Genomic DNA, 17,543 nt, shown 5'->3' with positions numbered 1-17,543 from the left:
TCCTTGTTGTTACATGCGCAGCGGCGATACTGTGGTAGTTCGCTGCACAATCGGGTAGCGCTTCACGAGGAAGTAGCCGTTTGCGTCGTTCGGATGGTCATGGCCAGACTTCTTGTCCGGCTGGCCGTCGGCGCCCCACACCTGCTGCTCCAGCGCCTCGGTGGTGGTCGGGCACTGGTCGGTGTTGATCTTCCAGCGGCGCTCGCCTTGGGCGTTCAGGATCATGCCGTTGTAGGCGTTGACCCGGTCCTTGACCGCAGGATTTGAGTGGTTCACTTCGAGCAGGAAGCCAGCCTGGCGCAGAATGGACAGGTCGGACTCGCTCGCGTTCTTACTACTGGTGTTCTGGCCGGACGCGTCCGGGAAAATCTTCACCTGGTGGCCCTTGTCCTTGAAGTCCTCCTTCAGGATCTTGGCCATGGCCGGCGTATCACGCACTTGCACGCGCTCGGCCAGCGTGCGCGGCAGCCCTTCGCGCACCACATTGATACAGGCAGTCATGTTCTGCACGTTGAAGTCGAGGCCCACCATTAGCGGCTCACCGGGCAGGATAATCTCGTTCGTGTGGTTCAGCGCGCGGTCGAAGTCGGCATACACGCTGCCGCTGGTCAGATTGGTGAACTTGCCGCGCAGGTAAGCATCAATCAGCGCAGGCGGGTAGCTGGCCATCAGCGACGGGATATAGTCGTCCGGCAGGTTCAGCTCATTGTCGAACGTGCTCGCCTGGATCAGGCCGTACAGGCTGGCCAGCTCTGGCTTGTCCCGGATAGCCTTCACGAACTGCTGATAGACGAACTTGAAGCCCTCGGGCGTCGTCGTCACGTCGATGCCGTTCATCAGCCCCGGCACCTTGTAGCGCATCCGGGCGATGATCTTGCGCCAGGCCATCTGCGCCTTCTTCAGCGGCATCACGTCCAGCTCATCGATCAGCGCGTGGCCGATCTTGAAGCCGACGATGGTTTCCGGCTTCTCCATCGAGCGGCAGATGACCGTGCCGCGATAGCGTCGGCCCTCGTACACCTCGACCTCGTGGTCGCCCTGCTTCACCTTGATGCGCAGGCCCATCGCATAGGCCACCTCCTCCATCGTGGGATAGAAGATGTCGCGGATCTGCGGATAGGTCGGCGCGAAGTAGCCCTGGTTGATGCCCGGCCACTGCCAGAAGTGAGCACAGATCCCAGCGCAGCCCACAAACGTCTTGCCCGAACCGAACCCGGCCACGTAGGCCTTGAACTTGTGCGGCAACTGCAGGAAGCTCGATTGTGGGACGTTCAGGTCAAACTGGATTGTCGTCATGGCGCTTGGCGTCTTTCACGCCGAAGGTGATGGCGACAGGTGTGGGCGCCTGGTCGGCCTGCTCGGCCTTGCCCTTATTCACGTAGATGTCGCCCACTTCCTTGGCGGCCTGCTCGTAGAGACTGGCCACCAGCGGCAAATTGCGCATGTTCTCGGCCTTCTGCGCCAGGCGGCCCAGGCCACGCAAGCGGAATGCCTTGCTGGCAATCGGGATTTCCTCAGCAGTGGCGCGGAACTTGGCGCGCGTCTCTTCGAAGATCGTGCGCCATTTCTGGCTCAGGTTGCGGCCGACGTAGGTATTCGGGTCGTACAGCGACACCTGCTGGCGCGGCACATCGAGGCCGAATTCTTCCTTTACTGCTATCGAAACCTGCGTCGGCGAGTCGAAACAGGCCAGCGCGTTGACGATGTACAGCTTCACCTCGTCCTTGAGTGCGGCCATGTTTTAGTTTCCTGTAAAGCAACGTAAAGGCTACGCAGCCTTTAGAAGACACGTTCCGCACGCCCTCGCTATGTTGATTTTCGCCACTTCTGGCGGTGTCTTTGCTGCGTCGATGATGCGCTGCACGTCCTCGCTTGCGCCGTAGCGCCGGACCACGCCGATGAACTCCTCGACGTCATGGCCGCGCATGCACAGCTTCGGCAGCCCGTACTTGTTGAAGGCTGGCGCGCCGAATTCATCCTGCTCCTGGGCGATGTGATAAAGCTCGTGCTCGAGCAGCGCGCAGAACTCAGCGTCGCTGCACGTCAGGCAATACGATGCGTCCAATGTGATGAGGAAGTCCGGCACGGCGCCGAACCAGTCGGCCATCTGCTGTTGCTGGCGACCCTTCTGCCACGGCCCACAGCGGAACGTCACTTCCTCGCACTGGCCCAGCACGGTGCGGCCGGCCTTCACGAACCCTTCTGGCGCCCACAGGAACTGCACGTCGGCATATTCCAGGTGGACGTGGTCTTCGTTGTAGAGCGCGCCGCCTTCGGTGAGGATGGTTGCGCGCGCCCACTTGAGCACCTCGGGTGCGGGCAGGTACCGGTTGTTCAGCGGGTCGGCGAATTCGGGTGGCGGCATCGGGCGCGAGGAGCTGGGCGCTGCGAGATTGCGGCTTTTTTTCATTCCGACCTACTAGATGTAGTGTTTGACAGTAATTCTAGCGGTCTCAGCCCGGTGATTTTTGACACTTTCGCTCGCGACCTACTAAATGTAGTGTCTCATGCGCCGTCGACGTCGAGCATCACGGGAGGCATCGTTGCGCCTACCACCCACAGCCGGACGGCACCACCTGCATTCAGTGCTGCCAGCTCCACGGCATCTGGGTGCCAGTACGACACCACGGCAGGCAGATCGCCCACGTGCGTGCGCGTTATCGGCAGCGCGTTGCATGGCAACTCGGCTTGATCCCAGCCTGCAGGCGCGCCGAGCACGCCGTTGTTCGACGGATGTTGAATTTTTTTCATTTCACTTATTCGCCAATGTGTTGACGCAAATCAAGGCCCACTCAGGTGGCTTTGACATCATTTGATTTCGAACAAGGATCCGATGCGATGCCGACAACCTACCTGCTTACGCCTGGCCGGAGTTGCCATCCAGACAGCGCGCTCAATGCTATTATCGAGACCGCCATGCAGCTAGTCATGGAGGATGGCTTAGACGCAGCTGAGGGCTACCTTCATGCCCAAGGCGTTAGCCGATACTCGCCGACAACTCCCGCAACTGCGGATAACCTATGTCACCGCCCGTGCCAAGCAGGGCCGCGATGAATTGCGGTGGAGCCTCTTGGCCATGATACGTCGGTGACTGCGCCCGTTTTTCAAAGCTCTGCCACTGGAGCGCGCTGGCAGGTCGCAGTTATCAGGTCGATCTGGTTATTGTGAGCCACGCTGCTGGCGTGCAATAGCGCTCAATACTTGGTGATTGGCGGCAATGCCTCCCGCGAAATACTGCCGCGCAAGCTGCGCCGGGCAACCGAGACGGTCGTCGCGCACCACATGCTCTGTCATGGCCCGCAAATAGATTCGCCGGCCGCGCCCCCCCCGGGCGGATGAATAAAGTGATTGCAGGGCTTCGATCATGGGCGTTCGTAGCCCTTCCCGCCCTGCCGGGCGTGCTTCATCATGGCTTGGTGCGCAGCCTCGGTGCGCTCGCGCATCCAGGCATCGAAGCCGTCATCGGAGCGGCATTGGGCGATGAATACCGACACGCTGCCGTGCGCGGTCTGCGCCAGCGCGTCGCCGGTTGCCTCGTTGATGAGAATGCGCCCGGCGCGATCCGGCGCGTAGATGATGACCTCGCCAAGCTCTTCATCGGCCATCGTGCACATGGTGATCGGGGCGCCGTTGAAAAATACCGTAGCCCGGTATGCGTCCGGATCGCCTACTGTGATGCGCATGGAATCTCCTTATGCGGTGAATGCGTGCAGCGCCGGTTTGGCAATCGCCCACAACCAGGGCCAGGCCAGCAGCACGATCGCGACGATGGCGCCGCCGATCAGCGCGCCCGCCAGAATCAGGGTGATGATCATGGCGCGGAAGTCGATATCGAACATGCGGCACCTCAAATAAAAAGCCGCCAGCGCAGTGATGCGGCCGGCGGCGAAGCCCGGCGTGCCGGGCAAGGAGAACTGGAGCGGGCGGCGGGAATCGAACCCGCGTGGAAAGCTTGGAAGGCTTCCGCTCTACCATTGAGCTACGCCCGCGAAATCTGGTTGCCGGTTACAGCGTCCGGCGCCGAATAGCCGCGGCTACAACGCGCGTCGGCTGGGTGATGCATATCCTGCTCGTGGTTTTAGGCTGATTGATGCGCTAAGGCCTCGCCAGTGCCAAACTACCCGCTGCGCCAATGGCTAAATGCGCGGTAAGTCGCCTTCACATTTGCGCCTCATGGCGCTGGGGATGAATTCTTCGCTACTTCATGGTGCACCTCCTTTTCAGGCCTGCGGCGGCATGCTCGCGCGCGCATCTGGCCAGTTCAGTTTCGTTCGTCGACCTCGGCCTGCGTCTGGCGCTCGGCAGTGATCAAGGTCCACCCCAGCTCGCGGCGCACCTCTTCACGTGTGGGCAGCGGCTCTGGCGTCGGCGTGCGGCGCCCCAGGTACTCATGCCCGAGGGAGGCATCATTTCGGACATGGCGGCCTCGAAGGTGGCGCGCAAATAGAAAAAAAGCCACCTTCGAGGGTGGCTTCGACATTCTTTTTAGGGCAATCTGTAGTCTAACTATTGCCACGAAAGCAACTTAAACTTATATTTTTTTTATTTTCGCCAAATTATCAAACCCACGCACAGCGATATAAATTGCACCTGAAAACGCCAAAAGCGATCCCCATGACGACTGATCTGTCGTCAGTGCATTGTAAACAGTTGCGCCAGCCGTTAGCATTGCCACCCCAATTTCCACTGACGCGTACCAAAGGCGTTGCTTCTCCCTGAATCTATAACCAAAATATCCCGCAAGAAAACAAAACAGTCCCCCAGCGATAGTATAAGAAACAGCATACTGGGACAAATTAAAGCTGATATACAGCCAATTAGTAAGCCTGTCTAAAGAGAGTAGAAATATAACGCCTACCAATAAACTCAGCAATACCCCAGCCACCGCCTTCAACCATTTGTTTTTATCAGTAAGCATCATTGCAATTCCAAAAAAGTTTAATGATGTATCATATCAAAAAAACTTTCCATTTTGAAATTAATTTATTTGCTCATAGACGATTCAGAAGAGGACTGCGCAATAGAAAAAGCCCGCATGAGCGGGCTTCGGTATTGCTCCCACGACTATAGTGCGTGGTGAGCGGCGAATTCAAGACGTGCAGATACGGCGCTGGGTCCGGGTACTGTCGCTAGTTCCGGCTATCGGTGGCGCCAGGCGCACATTACGATTTCCGGAAGAGTTTTCTTGAATAAGAGACTGGATTATACAACGGAATACTGTTTGTAAACACAGGCCCTGCATATTTTTCGCTACCGGTCGCCGCCGCGCAACAGGCCAGATGCCCGCCCCGAATGACTATCGGCGATGGCGCTCAGTTCGCTCACCATATCCTTGACGCGCTCCAACTCCAGGCCGGCAGTGCCGTGGATTGCGGCCGTGCCGGTTCCCTTGCAACTGGCGCAGATGCCGTTGCCCAGCAGCGCCTTGACGCCGGTGCCGCTGCAGCCCTTGCAAGTGCTGTCGAGCCAGTGAGCCAGCGACTTCTCGGCCACGCGACGGTACAGCGCCTGCGCGGACTGCGCATCCCAAGCGGTATTCTCCGGCACCCAGCGCCGCATCTGGCCGCGCTTGATCACCTCGACAGTCCAGATGCGCAGCAGCTGCGCCAGATTCTGCTGGTTGCCCTCGAACATGCGAATGAGCGTGCCGTCGGCGTACTTCACGCGGCACAGCAGCGCGCCGATGTCGCCAGCCAGCGCCGCGGCGGCCAGCGGGTCCGTCTGGTGGTGCAAAGCGTCGTCCATCAGGTTGCTCGAACCTATCGATGCGATGTAGCGGTCTGTAAAGCCCATGTCTTGCCTTTCATTTTGTATGCCAACGTTAACACCCTTTTTAGCCCTGCGCCAGCCCTGCCACTCCTCGGAGCCGCTCATACCCGCAGCACGCCGGTGCGGTTGAATTCGCGCACGGCGGCTAGGCCAGCGCGGGCAATTTCGACATTCGACGCGCGGCGCAGGAAGACCATGGTCTTGCCTACGCCATCACGCAGCACGCGCATTTCATCGCCGTTGACGCCGAATGTGCCTGTGCGCTGGGCGCGCGCTTGGATCTCGGCAATCGCCTCGACCATGGCCTGGGCCACCGGCAGGATGGCATGGCCAGCTGGCGCAATGCGGCGCGCCATGTCGGCGTTGCTCAGCAGGTCGTAGACGTGCTGCTCCTGGAAGTGACCCTTACCCATAGCCTCGCTGGCCTGGAAGCCTGGCATTTCGAATGCCATGGCGCGGCGCATCCCGGGCGGCAGCACGGCTGGCTTCGGGGTGTAGCGCTTGCGCGGTTTCTTGTTGCTGCTCATGCTTCCACCTTGGACTGAGCCATTGCCAGCGCGCGCAGACGCGGATCGGCGTGCGCCATCACATCCAGCAGCAAGCGCTTTTCCTCCAGGTAGGTCACGGCGAATTTCGGATCGTGCATCACAATGCTGGACGTATTGCTGATCAGGTCCGCGCACTTGATCGTCTGCACCCAGCCAGGCGCGGCGGCCAAGCGCTTGCGGCCGGCGGCCTTGCGCTCGGCGCGGTTACCCACTTCCAGGTCGGACAGCAGCATGACGCCATCGGCGACGACGGGGCCAAACTGGCGGCAGAGCTGCGCGTATTCGACGCCCTGATCCTCGATGCAGTCGTGCAGCCAGGCCGTGGCCATCATTTGATCAGGATGGATCAGCGATGCCTGCCAGCCGACAGACATGGCAATGCCGGCCACCTCGGCCAAATGATCCGAATATGGGTTTCCCGTGTATTTTCGCTGCTGCGCGCGGTGCGCGTGACGCGCAAACATCATTGCTTCGTATGCAATAGTCATGCCGAATCTCCTTGTAATTCTCGAATGGAAACACTGGCGTGTGGTATCTCGGAATAGCCTTTTTGCAGAGTGATGCTGACCACCTGTGCGTCGTCGCGCCACACGATGCCGTTGCAGCCATCCTTGATGCCTTTTAGCACGTTGTCGGCGTCAGGCTTCTTCGTGGCCCGAATGGCGCCGGCGGCGGCCAGCGCTCGACGCTTGTTCGACCAGCTGGCCGGGATCTGCAACGCCAGGGCAATGATGATTTCGATTGGCGCAGCGCTGGGAGCGGCGCCAGCCATGGCCGCAGTTGCGGCAATCTTGACCAAGTTTTCGTAACTGGCTGTTTTGGCGGGCGTGTAGGCGACAACGGCAGGTCCGCGCCGGGCAAACTTCGGCCGCCCCTTGGCGACTGGCTGGCCGGGAATGATGAAGGTGATCATCGGCCAGCCTCCAGCTTGGCGACCACGGCAAGCGTCAGCGCCATGCGAGTCGCTGCGTCGCGGTCGTCGGACCAATGGTCAATCACCACCCGCACCGCGCAGTTGGCACCAGCGCCCCAGCGGCCATGAACGCTACCCCAGTTGTGCAACACGTCGACCTGGTGCTCGGCTGCCAGCGGCCCGATTGCCGCCCAGTCGCCAGCCCAATCCGGCACCAGCGCCTGGCCACGGCTTTCGGCCGCGCCCGCCGGCGGCGTGCCGACCAGGGCGCCGCCCAACTCGGCGATGTTGGTCCAGCCCAGCAACTCGGCAAGCCGTTTGTTTGCTGCGATTTTATTTTCTTGATTTTGCATTAGAGGCCTTTCTAAGCCGTTTTTCTGATGTGTCCGCTACGCGGGTAGCCACCACACCGCTCGCGCAGTGCGGCGGCACCTCTGGCAAATCCTGAGCAGCATTCGCAGCCTGGATGCTCGGGCGTTTCCCCCTGTGCGACTGCCAATCGAAGACCACCAGCCTGCCGCCGCCCTCGCGCAATCGGTCAAACGCCCGCGCACCCAGGAACTGCTCCAGGCCGGCCGCGTCCAGGTTGCTGATGACGATGGTCGGGCGCGCCGCCTCATAGCGGCCGTTGATAATCTCGAACAGGATCAGCTTTTCCGTGTCGCTGCCGTGCTGCACGCCAACCTCGTCGAGGATCAGCAGGTCTGGGTCGACCAGGTCGCGGATGGCCTGCGCCTCGGTGCGGCCAGCGCCCTTGGCGTAGGTTTCCTTGACGGAGCGCACCGCGCGCATCACCGACGTGAACACAGCTTGGCGGCCGTGGCCCATGATGTGATGGGCAATGCCCACGGCCAAGTGCGTCTTGCCGGTGCCGACATCACCAGCGAAGATCAGGCATGCACCAGTGGCCCGTGCATCTTCGAAGTTCTCGGCGTACCGGGTGGCCACGGCCAGCGCACGCTCGGCGCCTGGGCAGTCTGGCCGGTACGATTCGAGGCGGCGATCAGCAAAGCGCTCGGGAATAGCGGCACGGCCAAGCTTTGCGGTCCATTCGCGCGCCTTGAGCTCCTGGCGCCACGCGGCGCGCTGCTCTGCCTCGCGCACCTGGTCCTCGACGTTCATGCAGCCAGGGCAGCCGGACCAGGCGTCGCGAATCAGCATTGCCGTGTACTCGCCGTGCATCGGGCACCGCTCGATCTGCGCGCTGGCGTAGCGCTTCTTGCCTTCAAAAGGTGCCATCTGCCCCAACGCCCTTGTGGTAATCCTGCTTGCCAAAGTTTCCATGCTGTGCCGTCTTTCCGCCCAAAGGCGTTCGTTTCATCGTCAGTTGATCCCACTTCTCGCGCAACTTTGCCGGCGAGAGGATGTTCGAGCACCAGAACGCGTCTCCCTGGGCCCATTGGAAAAGTTCGCAGATTTCCGCGTGGGTGCGCTTGTCCCGCTCGCGCAGCAGACGCACGTCATCAGCCCAGCCGTCGAAGTTCGGCTGCTTTGCAGCAGCATTGTTCGCCAGCACCCGGCCGAACAGCCAACGGGCGCACTTCTCGTCGTCAGCGCTGTGCTTGCGCTTCTCCCTGGCTTCCTTGATATCGACCACAGGCACCGTTGGAATCGCCGCGTCGGGGATTTTCTCCGACAAGGTTTTATATATTGGTGATTGGGTATTGGGTATTGGTGTTTGGGTAGCCGTTGCAGGCGTTGCAGGTGCCGTTACAGGTGGCGTTTCAGGTTCCGGGATTTTCGGGGCCTGCAACGCACCCGCCATCGCCCGGAGTTCCTTGATTCCGATATTCCAAGCAGCGTGCTGCCCAGCAGCCGTAAGCTGCGCAAACAGGGCTGCACGCTCGTCTCTATGCCGCCTCATGCGTGTTTCCTCGTTCGCTTTCTTTGCCTCTCGCTCTGGCTCGCCGGCCTGGAATGCGAAGATAATTTCGTCGCACGTTTTGTGGTGCCAGCCATCGGCAGCGAGAGAAAAAAACTCTTTGAGAACGACGTCAACTGCTTTTTTTTCTTCGCGGCTGCGTGCGCGGACGACACGTTTTATTTCCTCGACGTCCGGATCGAGCGGCATTTCCTTGTCGAGGTAGCGTCGAATCATGCGGCAATAGATCCCGTCCTCGCAGGCGGAAAGGTGCGAGGTATTCTTGTCATAGTCGCCAATATGGTGCTCGAAGTAATTCAAGGTCGGGCCTCCTGCGCACGCGCCGCGCCGAACAGCGCAACTACCAGCGGATCGCCCACGGCGCCCGCCTTGCGGATCCAGTACTTGCTGCGCCATCGCGCCTTCATCGAGTCATAGCGGCCGTCCTGCTTGGCCTTGGCCTCAAAGCGTAAGCGAACCTGGCGCTTCGTCAGGTGCTTTAGCGTGCACGGCGCATCTGGCAGGTCGCCGACGGCGTACACGGCCATGGCGGCGCCGGCGCGCGGGTGCGGCTTCCAGCTGGCGATGTAAATCTTGCGATCGGCGTGCAGCAGGCCCACCCAGCGCAGCACGGCAGCCTGGCTGACGCCTGACTTGATAACGATCTCGGCTTTGGTGCCGGGCATGGCGCCCAGCACGAACTCACTGAAATTTGCGCGCGTCATGCTTCACGCTCCGCGAACAGGTCGGCTTGGCGCGCCAACTCCTTCACTGCTGCCGCATCAGCGACCACGGCTGCAGCAACCACATCAACCTCATGCCGCGTGCGCGCGACGGCGATCGGGAAATATTCAGCACTGATTTCAAAGCCGATGAATTTAAATCCTTCTCGCACGGCCGCCTTAGCGCTTGTGCCGCTGCCCATGAACAAATCCAACGTGGTGCCTCCCGGCGGTGTGACGAGGCGTTGAAGGTAGGCCATCAAGTCGGTGGGCTTGACGGTTGGATGGGTGTTGCTGGTCGTCTCAGTCATTTCGACCTTGCGCAGCGTGGTACCCTGCTTGAACTGCGGCCCAGGGTCTGTCAGCCCCGCGTTGCGGTCGGCGCGGCTGGCCTTTGCACAGTAGAAAAACCGAGCAGCACTGCCGCCGTCAAGCCGGCGCGCGCCAGGCTTCATCTTGAAGCCGACCACGCCGTCGTTTTCGCTGTCGGCGCTCGGCTCCGCGCCACGTCCCTTGCACAAACTTCCGTAAATTCCTTGGCGCTCGCGCGGTGAAGAATCGTGGCTGATATCGCCCTGCTGCCCTGCCGCATCCGGAAATACTGCCAACACCTCATCACTGCCGTCATGAATGATGTTGGCGGGAAAGCGGCCCGGCGCCATCTGCCCATGAAACAGGGTGGCACCGACCTCCTCCTGACGCCAGTTGCCACCCGTCTCGTTCAGTGTGGCGCCCGGTTTTAAACGCTTGACGGTGTAAGCCCCACCCAGAGCGTCGCTGGCGTGCACGCGGCAGGCGTCGACGTTGATCGCACCGGTGCCGTGCGCCAAGACATTAGTTGCGACCGAGCCGACCAGCGGCTTGCGCGCCACGCAAATCGGCTCATGGGCCGGCTTAAGGCCGCCGCGAGCCCAGCCCTCGAAGCCTACTTCAAGCATTTTCACGCTTTCGGCTTGTCCAGCGGCCGCCTTGGCCCGGGTCCAGATTTCAACCTTCGGAAAGCCTGAGCCGAACAGCCACATGATCTGGTCGCGGATCTCAAAACCTGCGTCCTCAATGCCACTCGCCATGCGATGATAGGTGCGTGCCGAAGAGAACGACAACAGGTGGCCGCCAGGCTTGAGCACGCGGAACACCTCGCGCGCCCAGTCCTCGCTGAAGTCCTGGAATGCACGCATTGCGGCCGGTGTAAGGTCATATTTACCGGCCTCGGCTGCGATCGACTTGTGACCGCCATTCGGGCCGGCGTCCGGCGCATGCGAGGCGAAGCCGCGTCGGCGCTCAGTGCGCGCCACGATATCGGCACCATCCCAGGCTTTACCCATGAAGGAAATGCCATACGGTGGGTCAGTAACGACGCTGTCAACGCTATCGTCAGGCAGCGTGCGCATCAGCGCGATGCAATCAGCGCGATACAGCGTGGCGTCGCCAATGACGACGCATTCGGCTGCGTCAGTAACTGCGGCATGTTCTTGAGCGTTAAAGGCACTCATGGATTCTCCAAATTGGGTGTGGTGGTCGACGCTGCATCGAGCAGGCTCATCGACCGTAAGATTTCATGTGTGGCGCCGATGGCCGCGCGAAAGGCAGCCTCCAGGCCGACCAGCGACAGATCAGCTGGGCGCGGGCGCCGGCCGTCGAGCACGTCGTGGCAGGCGCTGCAGCCGAACGCCGCGGCAGTGTCGGGCGCCTTCAGGCCCATGCCCTTCCCGTCTGCCAGGAAATTGCTGTGGCAGAGCACCGTGGTGTCAGGATCGAAGTTGCAGACGGCCAGGCGCAGCGTGCAGTCCTGGCCTCGCGCGGCGCGCCGGATCGGCGTCGAGACCGGGCCTTTCGACTTTAAGCCGGCCTTGCGCTTCGGCGCCGTGCGCTGGTGCGACTGCACGGACAACATGCCGGTGCTGGGCATGGGCGAGGTGCGCTTGAATGAAGTGCGCGCAAGGGGCTTGCTAAGCTTCATGGGTGAGCGGCGCATCATGTTACGATCGCCAATTTGATCGAGGCGCCTATGAGGCTAAGAACGCTGAAAGACGTAGATACAGCCGCAGAGGCGGTGCAAAACGTCGAAACTCCAGAATATGGTATCCAAACCATGCATATCGACCACGTCGTAACCGAAATTAGGTCGCGATTGCTTCGCGGCGATTTCATTGATTTCAGGAGCAGACTAGTTGTCAGGCTTTGGCTCGCACGGGAGGCCCGTCGACGCCGCGCACGCGAGGAAATAACGCAAAATGGCCTGGCTATAAGAAGCACTCGTGCGGCCGAGCGAGCTAATTTGCACTCGTTTGTCGCCATACTAATATCGCTGCTCGCCCTTGCAATATCGCTATGGCCCATCTTGCTCCCCTCAAAATAGCAGTGCGTCATGCGTCCTCCTCGGAAAACAAGCGCGCCTGCACACCGCCATTCGCATAGACCATATCCATGATGGTCGTGGCGGTAGGTTCATCGCGGTCGCCACGCCATTTGTTGCTGGTAATATTCTTTATCATTCGCAAAGTCCGTAAGCAGAGCTGCACGCCGTTGGCTCGTCCAACGCTGTGAGCAGCGAAAATTGTTTGCCGCCGCGGCTGGTCTTCGACCACTCGACCACGGATTCGATGGTTGATGCCTGACCCGCGTGCGCCTTGGTGCCCATGTGAAAGAACGACACAGGCGAGCGTGGCCGGCACACTTCCGACACCAGAGCCTCCCATTCCGCGATTCGAGCGATGTGCTCGGGGAACCGGCGCGACACTTCGTGCAGCTCCCCTTTACTGCAGTTGACGCAAGGCATGCAGCCGACGCGTGACATCCCTTGCTTGTAGAGTGGATTCGGCTCGATGCCGGCCAAGCGATGGGCCTCGAACACGTCACCGACATTCCAGCGCAAGATGGGCCGGTAGGTGAACAGGCCGCCGCCCACTACCTCGAAGTGCTTGACGCACGCACCAGTGCCTTGCAGCCGCTCGCGGCGCGACTGGCTTTCATCGATACGGACGCCCTGCCAGGACCAGATCGCATCGCATTCACGATCGATCAAATCCATGGCGAACTCCGTCAAGGGCTTGGTCTTGAGGTATTCAGTGCAAAACTGCCGTTTGCGCGATGGGAAGCCGCCGCGCACCATGCAGAGGTCCAAGTACGGGTTTCCAGTTGGGTGAAGTAATTCAAGGGCGCGCTGGGCGGCCTCTGCCGTCCAGTGGTACATAAACTTGCGTTTGCCATACACTGCAAATTCAGGTTCGCCGCCTGCGATACGTGACAAGTTGGCGCGTTTGGTAGCGAACTCGTCAGCGAAGTCGGCTCGCACCACGTCGACCTTGATGCCCAGGGCCGCTGGCAAGTAGTCCAGCGCATATTCCAGCGTGCTCTCGTGCTCGTTGCCCGTATCGGCCATGACGAAGCGACACGCGGCCATACCGTGCTGCTCGAGCGCGAGAATAGCGGTGGCCGTGCTGTCTTTGCCGCCCGAAAGTGAAATCAAGTGGATCAGGCTCATGATAAGCTTTCCTTTTGACAAGGAAATTTATGCTGATTCGGCTGAACTGGTTTAGATGGGCAACTTTGATGATTGCTTTGAGCGCAGCCTCGTACTACGGATATCGCGCCACTCCTTGGTCGTGCATGGATGTGACCGTGACAGCTTACTGGGTGCAGGCTTTGGGATCGATCGCCGCGATTCTTGGCGCTTTTTTCCTTGGAGAAAGACAGGCCCAAAAAGCCGCCGAAAACTCCTTGCATTTGATTGAGACTGAAGAAAGAAAACGATTGGCCTCTATTTTTGCAATCTGCACTGCGGCGAAAACTCGTGTGGATAATATTCGATCGATTTTTTGTGCCAAAGACTACCTCGACAATGTCGGAATCAGGCGTTACGCGAACTATGACCACTCTATTACTAAAAGCATCATAAATGTACTTGGTGCAATACCCGTGCATGAAATTGGAAGCGCGTCTGCGGCTGAGGCAATTCTGGATATACGAGATCAGCTCATTTTTACAATGAAATCGATTGATGCCCTTGACGTTGCATTTAAAGAGCGCGCTATTCACCATGACAACAACTTTGTTGTTGCTCAAACAAACGTAGCCGTTCATTTGAACGTTATTGATAAGGCCTACTTGACCCTTCAAGAAACAATCGGGGCGAAATCTTGATTGCAACCATACTAAAGCGGTAATAGATATCATGCGGACTCCATCGCGCGCTTGATGCCAGCGGCGTCGAGGCCAGCAGCCTTGCAACCCAAGCGCGTGGCGTGAAAGTAGGCCTGCGTCTCGCTTTCGTGGCCGGTCATAGCCAGGCCAGCATCGACCAGGCGCCGCATGGCCTCTCGCGCAGCGCCGGAAGAGTTCGCGCAATAGTAATTCCGCAAACCCCAGTGATATTTCGGGCGCTCAGCCACGGCGCCCAGCATGTGCCGCAGCTTGGCGAAGTCGCCAGGCATGATTGCGTCGCGGACGGCGGCCAGCGCGCAGGCGGCGCATTTGCCGTGCTGGGCCAGCTGCTTGGCGGTGCTGGCCTTGCCGCAGGCGCAGGCCTTGCGGATCAGTGAATAATCCGGAGCGGCCTGGTTCGCCATGTGGCGGCGGGTAATTTGAGCGGGATTGGCGATCATGGCAACTCCGTTTTGATTGCATTTGAGAAAGTTCGGGTATGCTTCAAAATTTCGTCCATTAAGTATCTAGAATGAAATTCACTCGTAAAGACATAGCCATTTGCCTTATAGCCATATTGATAATTTCCATCCTTGGTTTTATGACGGCTGGTTTGCAGGATGCAATGACAGCGAAAGGTGGGCGCCTCGGAACAAGCGAAACAGCCAGTTGGGTTCAAGCCCTCTCTTCGTTCGTAGCTATATGTGCAGGTTTCGTGATCGCGAGTGTGCAGAGCGCTAATGCAGAGAAACTGGCTAAGCGTGAACGCGCGGAAGCGGACGATGAGCGCCTCACTTCCGCATTTACCGTCGCGGCATACGCCCACCAAATCGCAATTGAAGCTATTGACGATATGTTGGATCAAGCAAAAATCTTTGGGTACTTGGAAGTCAGTTCTTATCACCTGGACTTTGATGGCGCCGAAGCTGCTCTCGCGGCGATTCCCTTGCACAATTTGAGATCCACTGTAATGGTCGGTGCAATACTCGCGATGAAGAGAAGCGTCCATGTACTTCGTTTCATTACTGAAAACGCCCGTCGGGATCCTGGCTTCATGAATTCGGACTATCGCGACCTTCACGCAGAGGTGCTTACATTTAAGGCAATAGAACAAGACGCATTTCACGAAATCGTTGCCGTTGTAGAGCAAGGTAGGGTCGTACTTAGTAATATATAAACTCACGCCACCCTCGCTATCTCGCGCTCATGTGCGAAGTTCGCCAGGATCAACGCCTTGGCCATGGGCGGGCAGACCGAGTTGCCACACATGCGCACCTGGGCGCTCTTCGTCAGTTTCAGGCCTTGGGCCGGGTCGTCGCCGATGATGTAATCGTCGGGAAAGCCCTGGGCCCGGAACAGCTCGCGCGGCTGTAACATGCGCAGGCCAATATCCACGATCTGATAGTCCTGGCCTTGAATCGTCACCAGGCCGAACCTGTCGCGGCTCGTGACCGTATTGAGCGGATCGGTAAGGCTGTGCGTCTCGCTGGCGCCGTAGTAGGCCAGCAGGAACGAGCGCACCTCGGCGTGGTGCTGGCCACCGGCGCTCACCGTGCCCAGCGGCTCATCCGTACCGGCCGCCGTGCTGGTGCCACGCAGCTTGATAATGTTGCTGGTGACCAGTACCGACTTTCCGCCACCGCCGGCCGTTACCGTGCCGAGTGGCGCATCAGCGGCGTGGCCCACGCTGGCGCCCATGTCGCGCTGGATGTGCGCCGTGACGATGCCCATGGCATTGCCGGTGCCGGGCCGGGCCTGCTGGCCCCCAGCGGTGACCGTGTGCATTGGCTCATCGAGGCCGCTGCCGGTGGCGCCGGTGCGGAACTTCGTGATGTGCGCCGACACCATGCTGAAATGGCCGCCCTTGACCTGGGCGCAGATGGTGCGCAACGGCTCGTCGGCCGGCATCACGCGCTGATTGCTCGCGTTGGCATGCTCGGTCAGGAAGGCCGTCACCAGGCTATGGTGGTCGCATGCGGTGACTGTGCCGATAGGATCGGTCAAGTCGGAGCCGACGACGCCCGTGTAATGCTTGGCCAGGAATGCCGTGGCCACCGCTTGATTGCCTGCGGCGGTGATAGTCGGTACCGGCATGTCTGCTCCCGCGCCAGGATGGCCGGTGGTGTTTGTCATGACGAATGGAACCAATTCAGCTTCGATCAAAGCATGCTTCGATGCTGCGCCGACAACCGTGCCCAGCGGCTTTTCAATGTCGAGCGAGCGCGGCCCCCGCGCCGCGTGCACCAACACAACGCTTTCCTCTTCCCCGCAGCGCGGGCATTCGGCGGGCGCCAATCCGCCGACGCCAGTTGCGTGCTGGTCGTGGAATTTGTCCCCGCAAGCCTTGCAGTGGTACAGCGCCGGGCGCTCGCCATATCCAACCTGAACCAGCGTGGCCACGCCCAGTGCCTTCTCACCGCGGTGCGCGCCGGTGATTGTGCGGAACGGCTCGCCGATGGATTCCGTGCGATCGCTTCCTTGGTGCGTTACAGGGACGATAGTCGGCGCCACGACGGAAAACCCTGGTGCGCTGGTGATGGTGCGCAGCGGTTCGGCCGTTTCCCAAACGTTCGGGGCCCTGCCGGTGGTTTTGCTGTTGGCCGTGTTCACGATGAACGGATCGGCCGCGTCGACCACATAGCGCATGATGCCCTTGGCGATGCGGCGCAGCGTGGCCGGCGCCAGCGGCTTGTCGCGCTCAAAGATCGATGGGCACGGCAGGCTGAAGTCGATGCATTCGGCGGCCGTGCGGTACGGCAGCAGCTTGCCCGCGCGCACGCCGATGCTGTCCGGAGCGCCGTGGGTTGGTTCTGGCCACTTGATGGCGATGCCGTCGCGACGCGCCACCAGGAAGAAGCGCTTGCGGATGGTGGGCGTATCGTGGTCGCAGCCGCGCATTTCGCGGTAGTCGACGGTGTAACCGTGCGCGCGCAGCTGGCGAATGAAGCTGTCGAAGGTCTTGCCCTTCTTCGCTGGGTCCGGCTTGGCGCTGCCGTCGGCTTCGACCAGCAGCGGGCCCCACGTTTTGAATTCCTCGACATTTTCCAGCATGATGACGCGGGGCTTGCACTTGGCCGCCCAGCGCAGCGTCACCCAGGCCAGGCCACGGATGCGTTTCTCGACGGGCTTGCCGCCCTTCGCCTTGGAAAAATGCTTGCAGTCTGGCGACAGCCATACCAGGCCCACCGGACGGTTGTTCGTGACCTTGATCGGGTCGACGTCCCACACGCTCTCGCACAGGTGCGTGGTGTGCGGGTGGTTTGCCGCATGCATGGCCAGCGCCTCGGGGTCGTGATTGATGGCGATATCGACCGGGCGGCCGAATGCTTGCTCCAGGCCGGTGCTGGTCCCGCCGCCACCGGCAAAGTTGTCGATGATCAGTTCGCTGCCGAGGTCGAGCGGTATAGTAGAGAAATCGCGCCTCATGATATGACGCCTTTTTTGCAACGGAGGAAACTATGTCGAAGATGCACTACTACCGAGGTTGCGAGATCGAAGTGCGAGCCTCGCAATACACTTGGGGTGCGCAGCAAGGCAAATGGCACGGTAGTTTCACGATATTGAGAACGCCAGATGGCGAATCCCAC

Annotated in this window: 24 protein-coding genes and 1 tRNA gene; 2 read left to right on the top strand and 23 right to left on the bottom strand. The window is 60.1% G+C overall.

Annotation, left to right across the window (positions count from 1 at the left end; genetic code table 11):
• Nucleotides 1–9: 9 nt before the first annotated feature.
• The 21 genes from ACQ4WL_RS04315 to ACQ4WL_RS04215 form a co-directional block, all read right to left on the bottom strand.
• Complete coding sequence (locus ACQ4WL_RS04315; RefSeq protein WP_436508305.1) at nucleotides 10–1,296, bottom strand: terminase large subunit domain-containing protein; 1,287 nt, start codon at nucleotides 1,294–1,296, stop codon at nucleotides 10–12.
• Nucleotides 1,277–1,738 carry a DUF2280 domain-containing protein gene (locus ACQ4WL_RS04310; RefSeq protein ID WP_071077699.1) on the bottom strand — a complete coding sequence of 154 codons (462 nt, stop codon included), beginning with the start codon at nucleotides 1,736–1,738 and terminating at the stop codon, nucleotides 1,277–1,279. The genes ACQ4WL_RS04315 and ACQ4WL_RS04310 overlap by 20 nt, the downstream gene beginning before the upstream one ends.
• 30 nt (nucleotides 1,739–1,768) lie before the next feature.
• A complete protein-coding gene (locus ACQ4WL_RS04305) occupies nucleotides 1,769–2,410 on the bottom strand; it encodes a putative metallopeptidase (RefSeq protein ID WP_436508304.1) in 642 nt (213 codons plus the stop codon).
• 95 nt (nucleotides 2,411–2,505) lie between these two features.
• A complete protein-coding gene (locus ACQ4WL_RS04300; RefSeq protein ID WP_436508303.1) occupies nucleotides 2,506–2,751 on the bottom strand; it encodes a hypothetical protein in 246 nt (81 codons plus the stop codon).
• Between the two features lie 408 nt (nucleotides 2,752–3,159).
• Nucleotides 3,160–3,366 (bottom strand): hypothetical protein, encoded by a 207-nt coding sequence (locus ACQ4WL_RS04295; protein ID WP_436508302.1) that lies wholly within the window; start codon nucleotides 3,364–3,366, stop codon nucleotides 3,160–3,162.
• A complete protein-coding gene (locus ACQ4WL_RS04290; protein ID WP_436508301.1) occupies nucleotides 3,363–3,683 on the bottom strand; it encodes a hypothetical protein in 321 nt (106 codons plus the stop codon). The genes ACQ4WL_RS04295 and ACQ4WL_RS04290 overlap by 4 nt, the downstream gene beginning before the upstream one ends.
• Before the next feature lie 9 nt (nucleotides 3,684–3,692).
• Nucleotides 3,693–3,839: a hypothetical protein gene (locus ACQ4WL_RS04285; RefSeq protein ID WP_436508300.1), complete on the bottom strand. Its 147-nt coding sequence runs from the start codon at nucleotides 3,837–3,839 to the stop codon at nucleotides 3,693–3,695.
• A gap of 76 nt (nucleotides 3,840–3,915) precedes the next feature.
• Nucleotides 3,916–3,989, bottom strand: a tRNA-Gly gene (locus ACQ4WL_RS04280).
• A gap of 542 nt (nucleotides 3,990–4,531) precedes the next feature.
• The gene (locus ACQ4WL_RS04275) at nucleotides 4,532–4,921 is read right to left on the bottom strand and encodes a hypothetical protein (RefSeq protein WP_436508299.1); all 390 of its coding nucleotides are present in this window, start codon (nucleotides 4,919–4,921) and stop codon (nucleotides 4,532–4,534) included.
• Nucleotides 4,922–5,250: 329 nt separating this feature from the next.
• A complete protein-coding gene (locus ACQ4WL_RS04270; protein WP_436508298.1) occupies nucleotides 5,251–5,793 on the bottom strand; it encodes a hypothetical protein in 543 nt (180 codons plus the stop codon).
• 77 nt (nucleotides 5,794–5,870) lie between these two features.
• Nucleotides 5,871–6,296, bottom strand: coding sequence for a hypothetical protein (locus ACQ4WL_RS04265; protein WP_436508297.1), 426 nt, complete (start codon nucleotides 6,294–6,296; stop codon nucleotides 5,871–5,873).
• Nucleotides 6,293–6,805 carry an HD domain-containing protein gene (locus ACQ4WL_RS04260; RefSeq protein ID WP_436508296.1) on the bottom strand — a complete coding sequence of 171 codons (513 nt, stop codon included), beginning with the start codon at nucleotides 6,803–6,805 and terminating at the stop codon, nucleotides 6,293–6,295. Before ACQ4WL_RS04260 ends, ACQ4WL_RS04265 begins: the two co-directional genes overlap by 4 nt.
• Complete coding sequence (locus ACQ4WL_RS04255; protein WP_436508295.1) at nucleotides 6,802–7,230, bottom strand: RusA family crossover junction endodeoxyribonuclease; 429 nt, start codon at nucleotides 7,228–7,230, stop codon at nucleotides 6,802–6,804. The genes ACQ4WL_RS04260 and ACQ4WL_RS04255 overlap by 4 nt, the downstream gene beginning before the upstream one ends.
• Nucleotides 7,227–7,583 (bottom strand): hypothetical protein, encoded by a 357-nt coding sequence (locus ACQ4WL_RS04250; protein WP_436508294.1) that lies wholly within the window; start codon nucleotides 7,581–7,583, stop codon nucleotides 7,227–7,229. Before ACQ4WL_RS04250 ends, ACQ4WL_RS04255 begins: the two co-directional genes overlap by 4 nt.
• Entirely contained in the window at nucleotides 7,564–8,469 is a 906-nt protein-coding gene (locus ACQ4WL_RS04245; protein WP_436508293.1) for an ATP-binding protein, read from the bottom strand. Before ACQ4WL_RS04245 ends, ACQ4WL_RS04250 begins: the two co-directional genes overlap by 20 nt.
• A complete protein-coding gene (locus ACQ4WL_RS04240) occupies nucleotides 8,456–9,412 on the bottom strand; it encodes a YdaU family protein (protein ID WP_436508292.1) in 957 nt (318 codons plus the stop codon). The genes ACQ4WL_RS04245 and ACQ4WL_RS04240 overlap by 14 nt, the downstream gene beginning before the upstream one ends.
• On the bottom strand, nucleotides 9,409–9,816 hold the full coding sequence (locus ACQ4WL_RS04235) for a hypothetical protein (protein ID WP_436508291.1): 408 nt from the start codon (nucleotides 9,814–9,816) through the stop codon (nucleotides 9,409–9,411). Before ACQ4WL_RS04235 ends, ACQ4WL_RS04240 begins: the two co-directional genes overlap by 4 nt.
• Nucleotides 9,813–11,306 carry a DNA-methyltransferase gene (locus ACQ4WL_RS04230; protein ID WP_436508289.1) on the bottom strand — a complete coding sequence of 498 codons (1,494 nt, stop codon included), beginning with the start codon at nucleotides 11,304–11,306 and terminating at the stop codon, nucleotides 9,813–9,815. Before ACQ4WL_RS04230 ends, ACQ4WL_RS04235 begins: the two co-directional genes overlap by 4 nt.
• A complete protein-coding gene (locus tag ACQ4WL_RS04225; RefSeq protein WP_436508288.1) occupies nucleotides 11,303–11,791 on the bottom strand; it encodes a nuclease domain-containing protein in 489 nt (162 codons plus the stop codon). Before ACQ4WL_RS04225 ends, ACQ4WL_RS04230 begins: the two co-directional genes overlap by 4 nt.
• Nucleotides 11,792–12,179: 388 nt before the next feature.
• Entirely contained in the window at nucleotides 12,180–12,308 is a 129-nt protein-coding gene (locus ACQ4WL_RS04220) for a hypothetical protein (RefSeq protein WP_436508287.1), read from the bottom strand.
• Nucleotides 12,305–13,297, bottom strand: coding sequence for a phosphoadenosine phosphosulfate reductase domain-containing protein (locus tag ACQ4WL_RS04215; protein WP_436508285.1), 993 nt, complete (start codon nucleotides 13,295–13,297; stop codon nucleotides 12,305–12,307). Before ACQ4WL_RS04215 ends, ACQ4WL_RS04220 begins: the two co-directional genes overlap by 4 nt.
• Before the next feature lie 29 nt (nucleotides 13,298–13,326).
• Between ACQ4WL_RS04215 and ACQ4WL_RS04210 the strand changes: the two genes are divergently transcribed.
• Nucleotides 13,327–13,956, top strand: a complete 630-nt coding sequence (locus ACQ4WL_RS04210; protein WP_436508283.1) for a hypothetical protein — start codon at nucleotides 13,327–13,329, stop codon at nucleotides 13,954–13,956.
• 29 nt (nucleotides 13,957–13,985) lie between these two features.
• Here ACQ4WL_RS04210 and ACQ4WL_RS04205 read toward each other — a convergent pair whose 3' ends face one another.
• Nucleotides 13,986–14,417 carry a hypothetical protein gene (locus tag ACQ4WL_RS04205; protein WP_436508281.1) on the bottom strand — a complete coding sequence of 144 codons (432 nt, stop codon included), beginning with the start codon at nucleotides 14,415–14,417 and terminating at the stop codon, nucleotides 13,986–13,988.
• Between the two features lie 71 nt (nucleotides 14,418–14,488).
• Between ACQ4WL_RS04205 and ACQ4WL_RS04200 the strand changes: the two genes are divergently transcribed.
• On the top strand, nucleotides 14,489–15,133 hold the full coding sequence (locus tag ACQ4WL_RS04200; protein ID WP_436508279.1) for a hypothetical protein: 645 nt from the start codon (nucleotides 14,489–14,491) through the stop codon (nucleotides 15,131–15,133).
• Between the two features lie 2 nt (nucleotides 15,134–15,135).
• Here ACQ4WL_RS04200 and ACQ4WL_RS04195 read toward each other — a convergent pair whose 3' ends face one another.
• Entirely contained in the window at nucleotides 15,136–17,382 is a 2,247-nt protein-coding gene (locus ACQ4WL_RS04195) for a DNA cytosine methyltransferase (protein ID WP_436508277.1), read from the bottom strand.
• Between the last annotated feature and the right edge of the window lie 161 nt (nucleotides 17,383–17,543).

The organism is Janthinobacterium kochi (genome assembly GCF_051380715.1).
Lineage (GTDB): Bacteria > Pseudomonadota > Gammaproteobacteria > Burkholderiales > Burkholderiaceae_D > Janthinobacterium.
The sequence above is the reverse complement of the archived record's forward strand: the minus strand, read 5'-3'. Positions and strand labels throughout refer to the sequence as shown.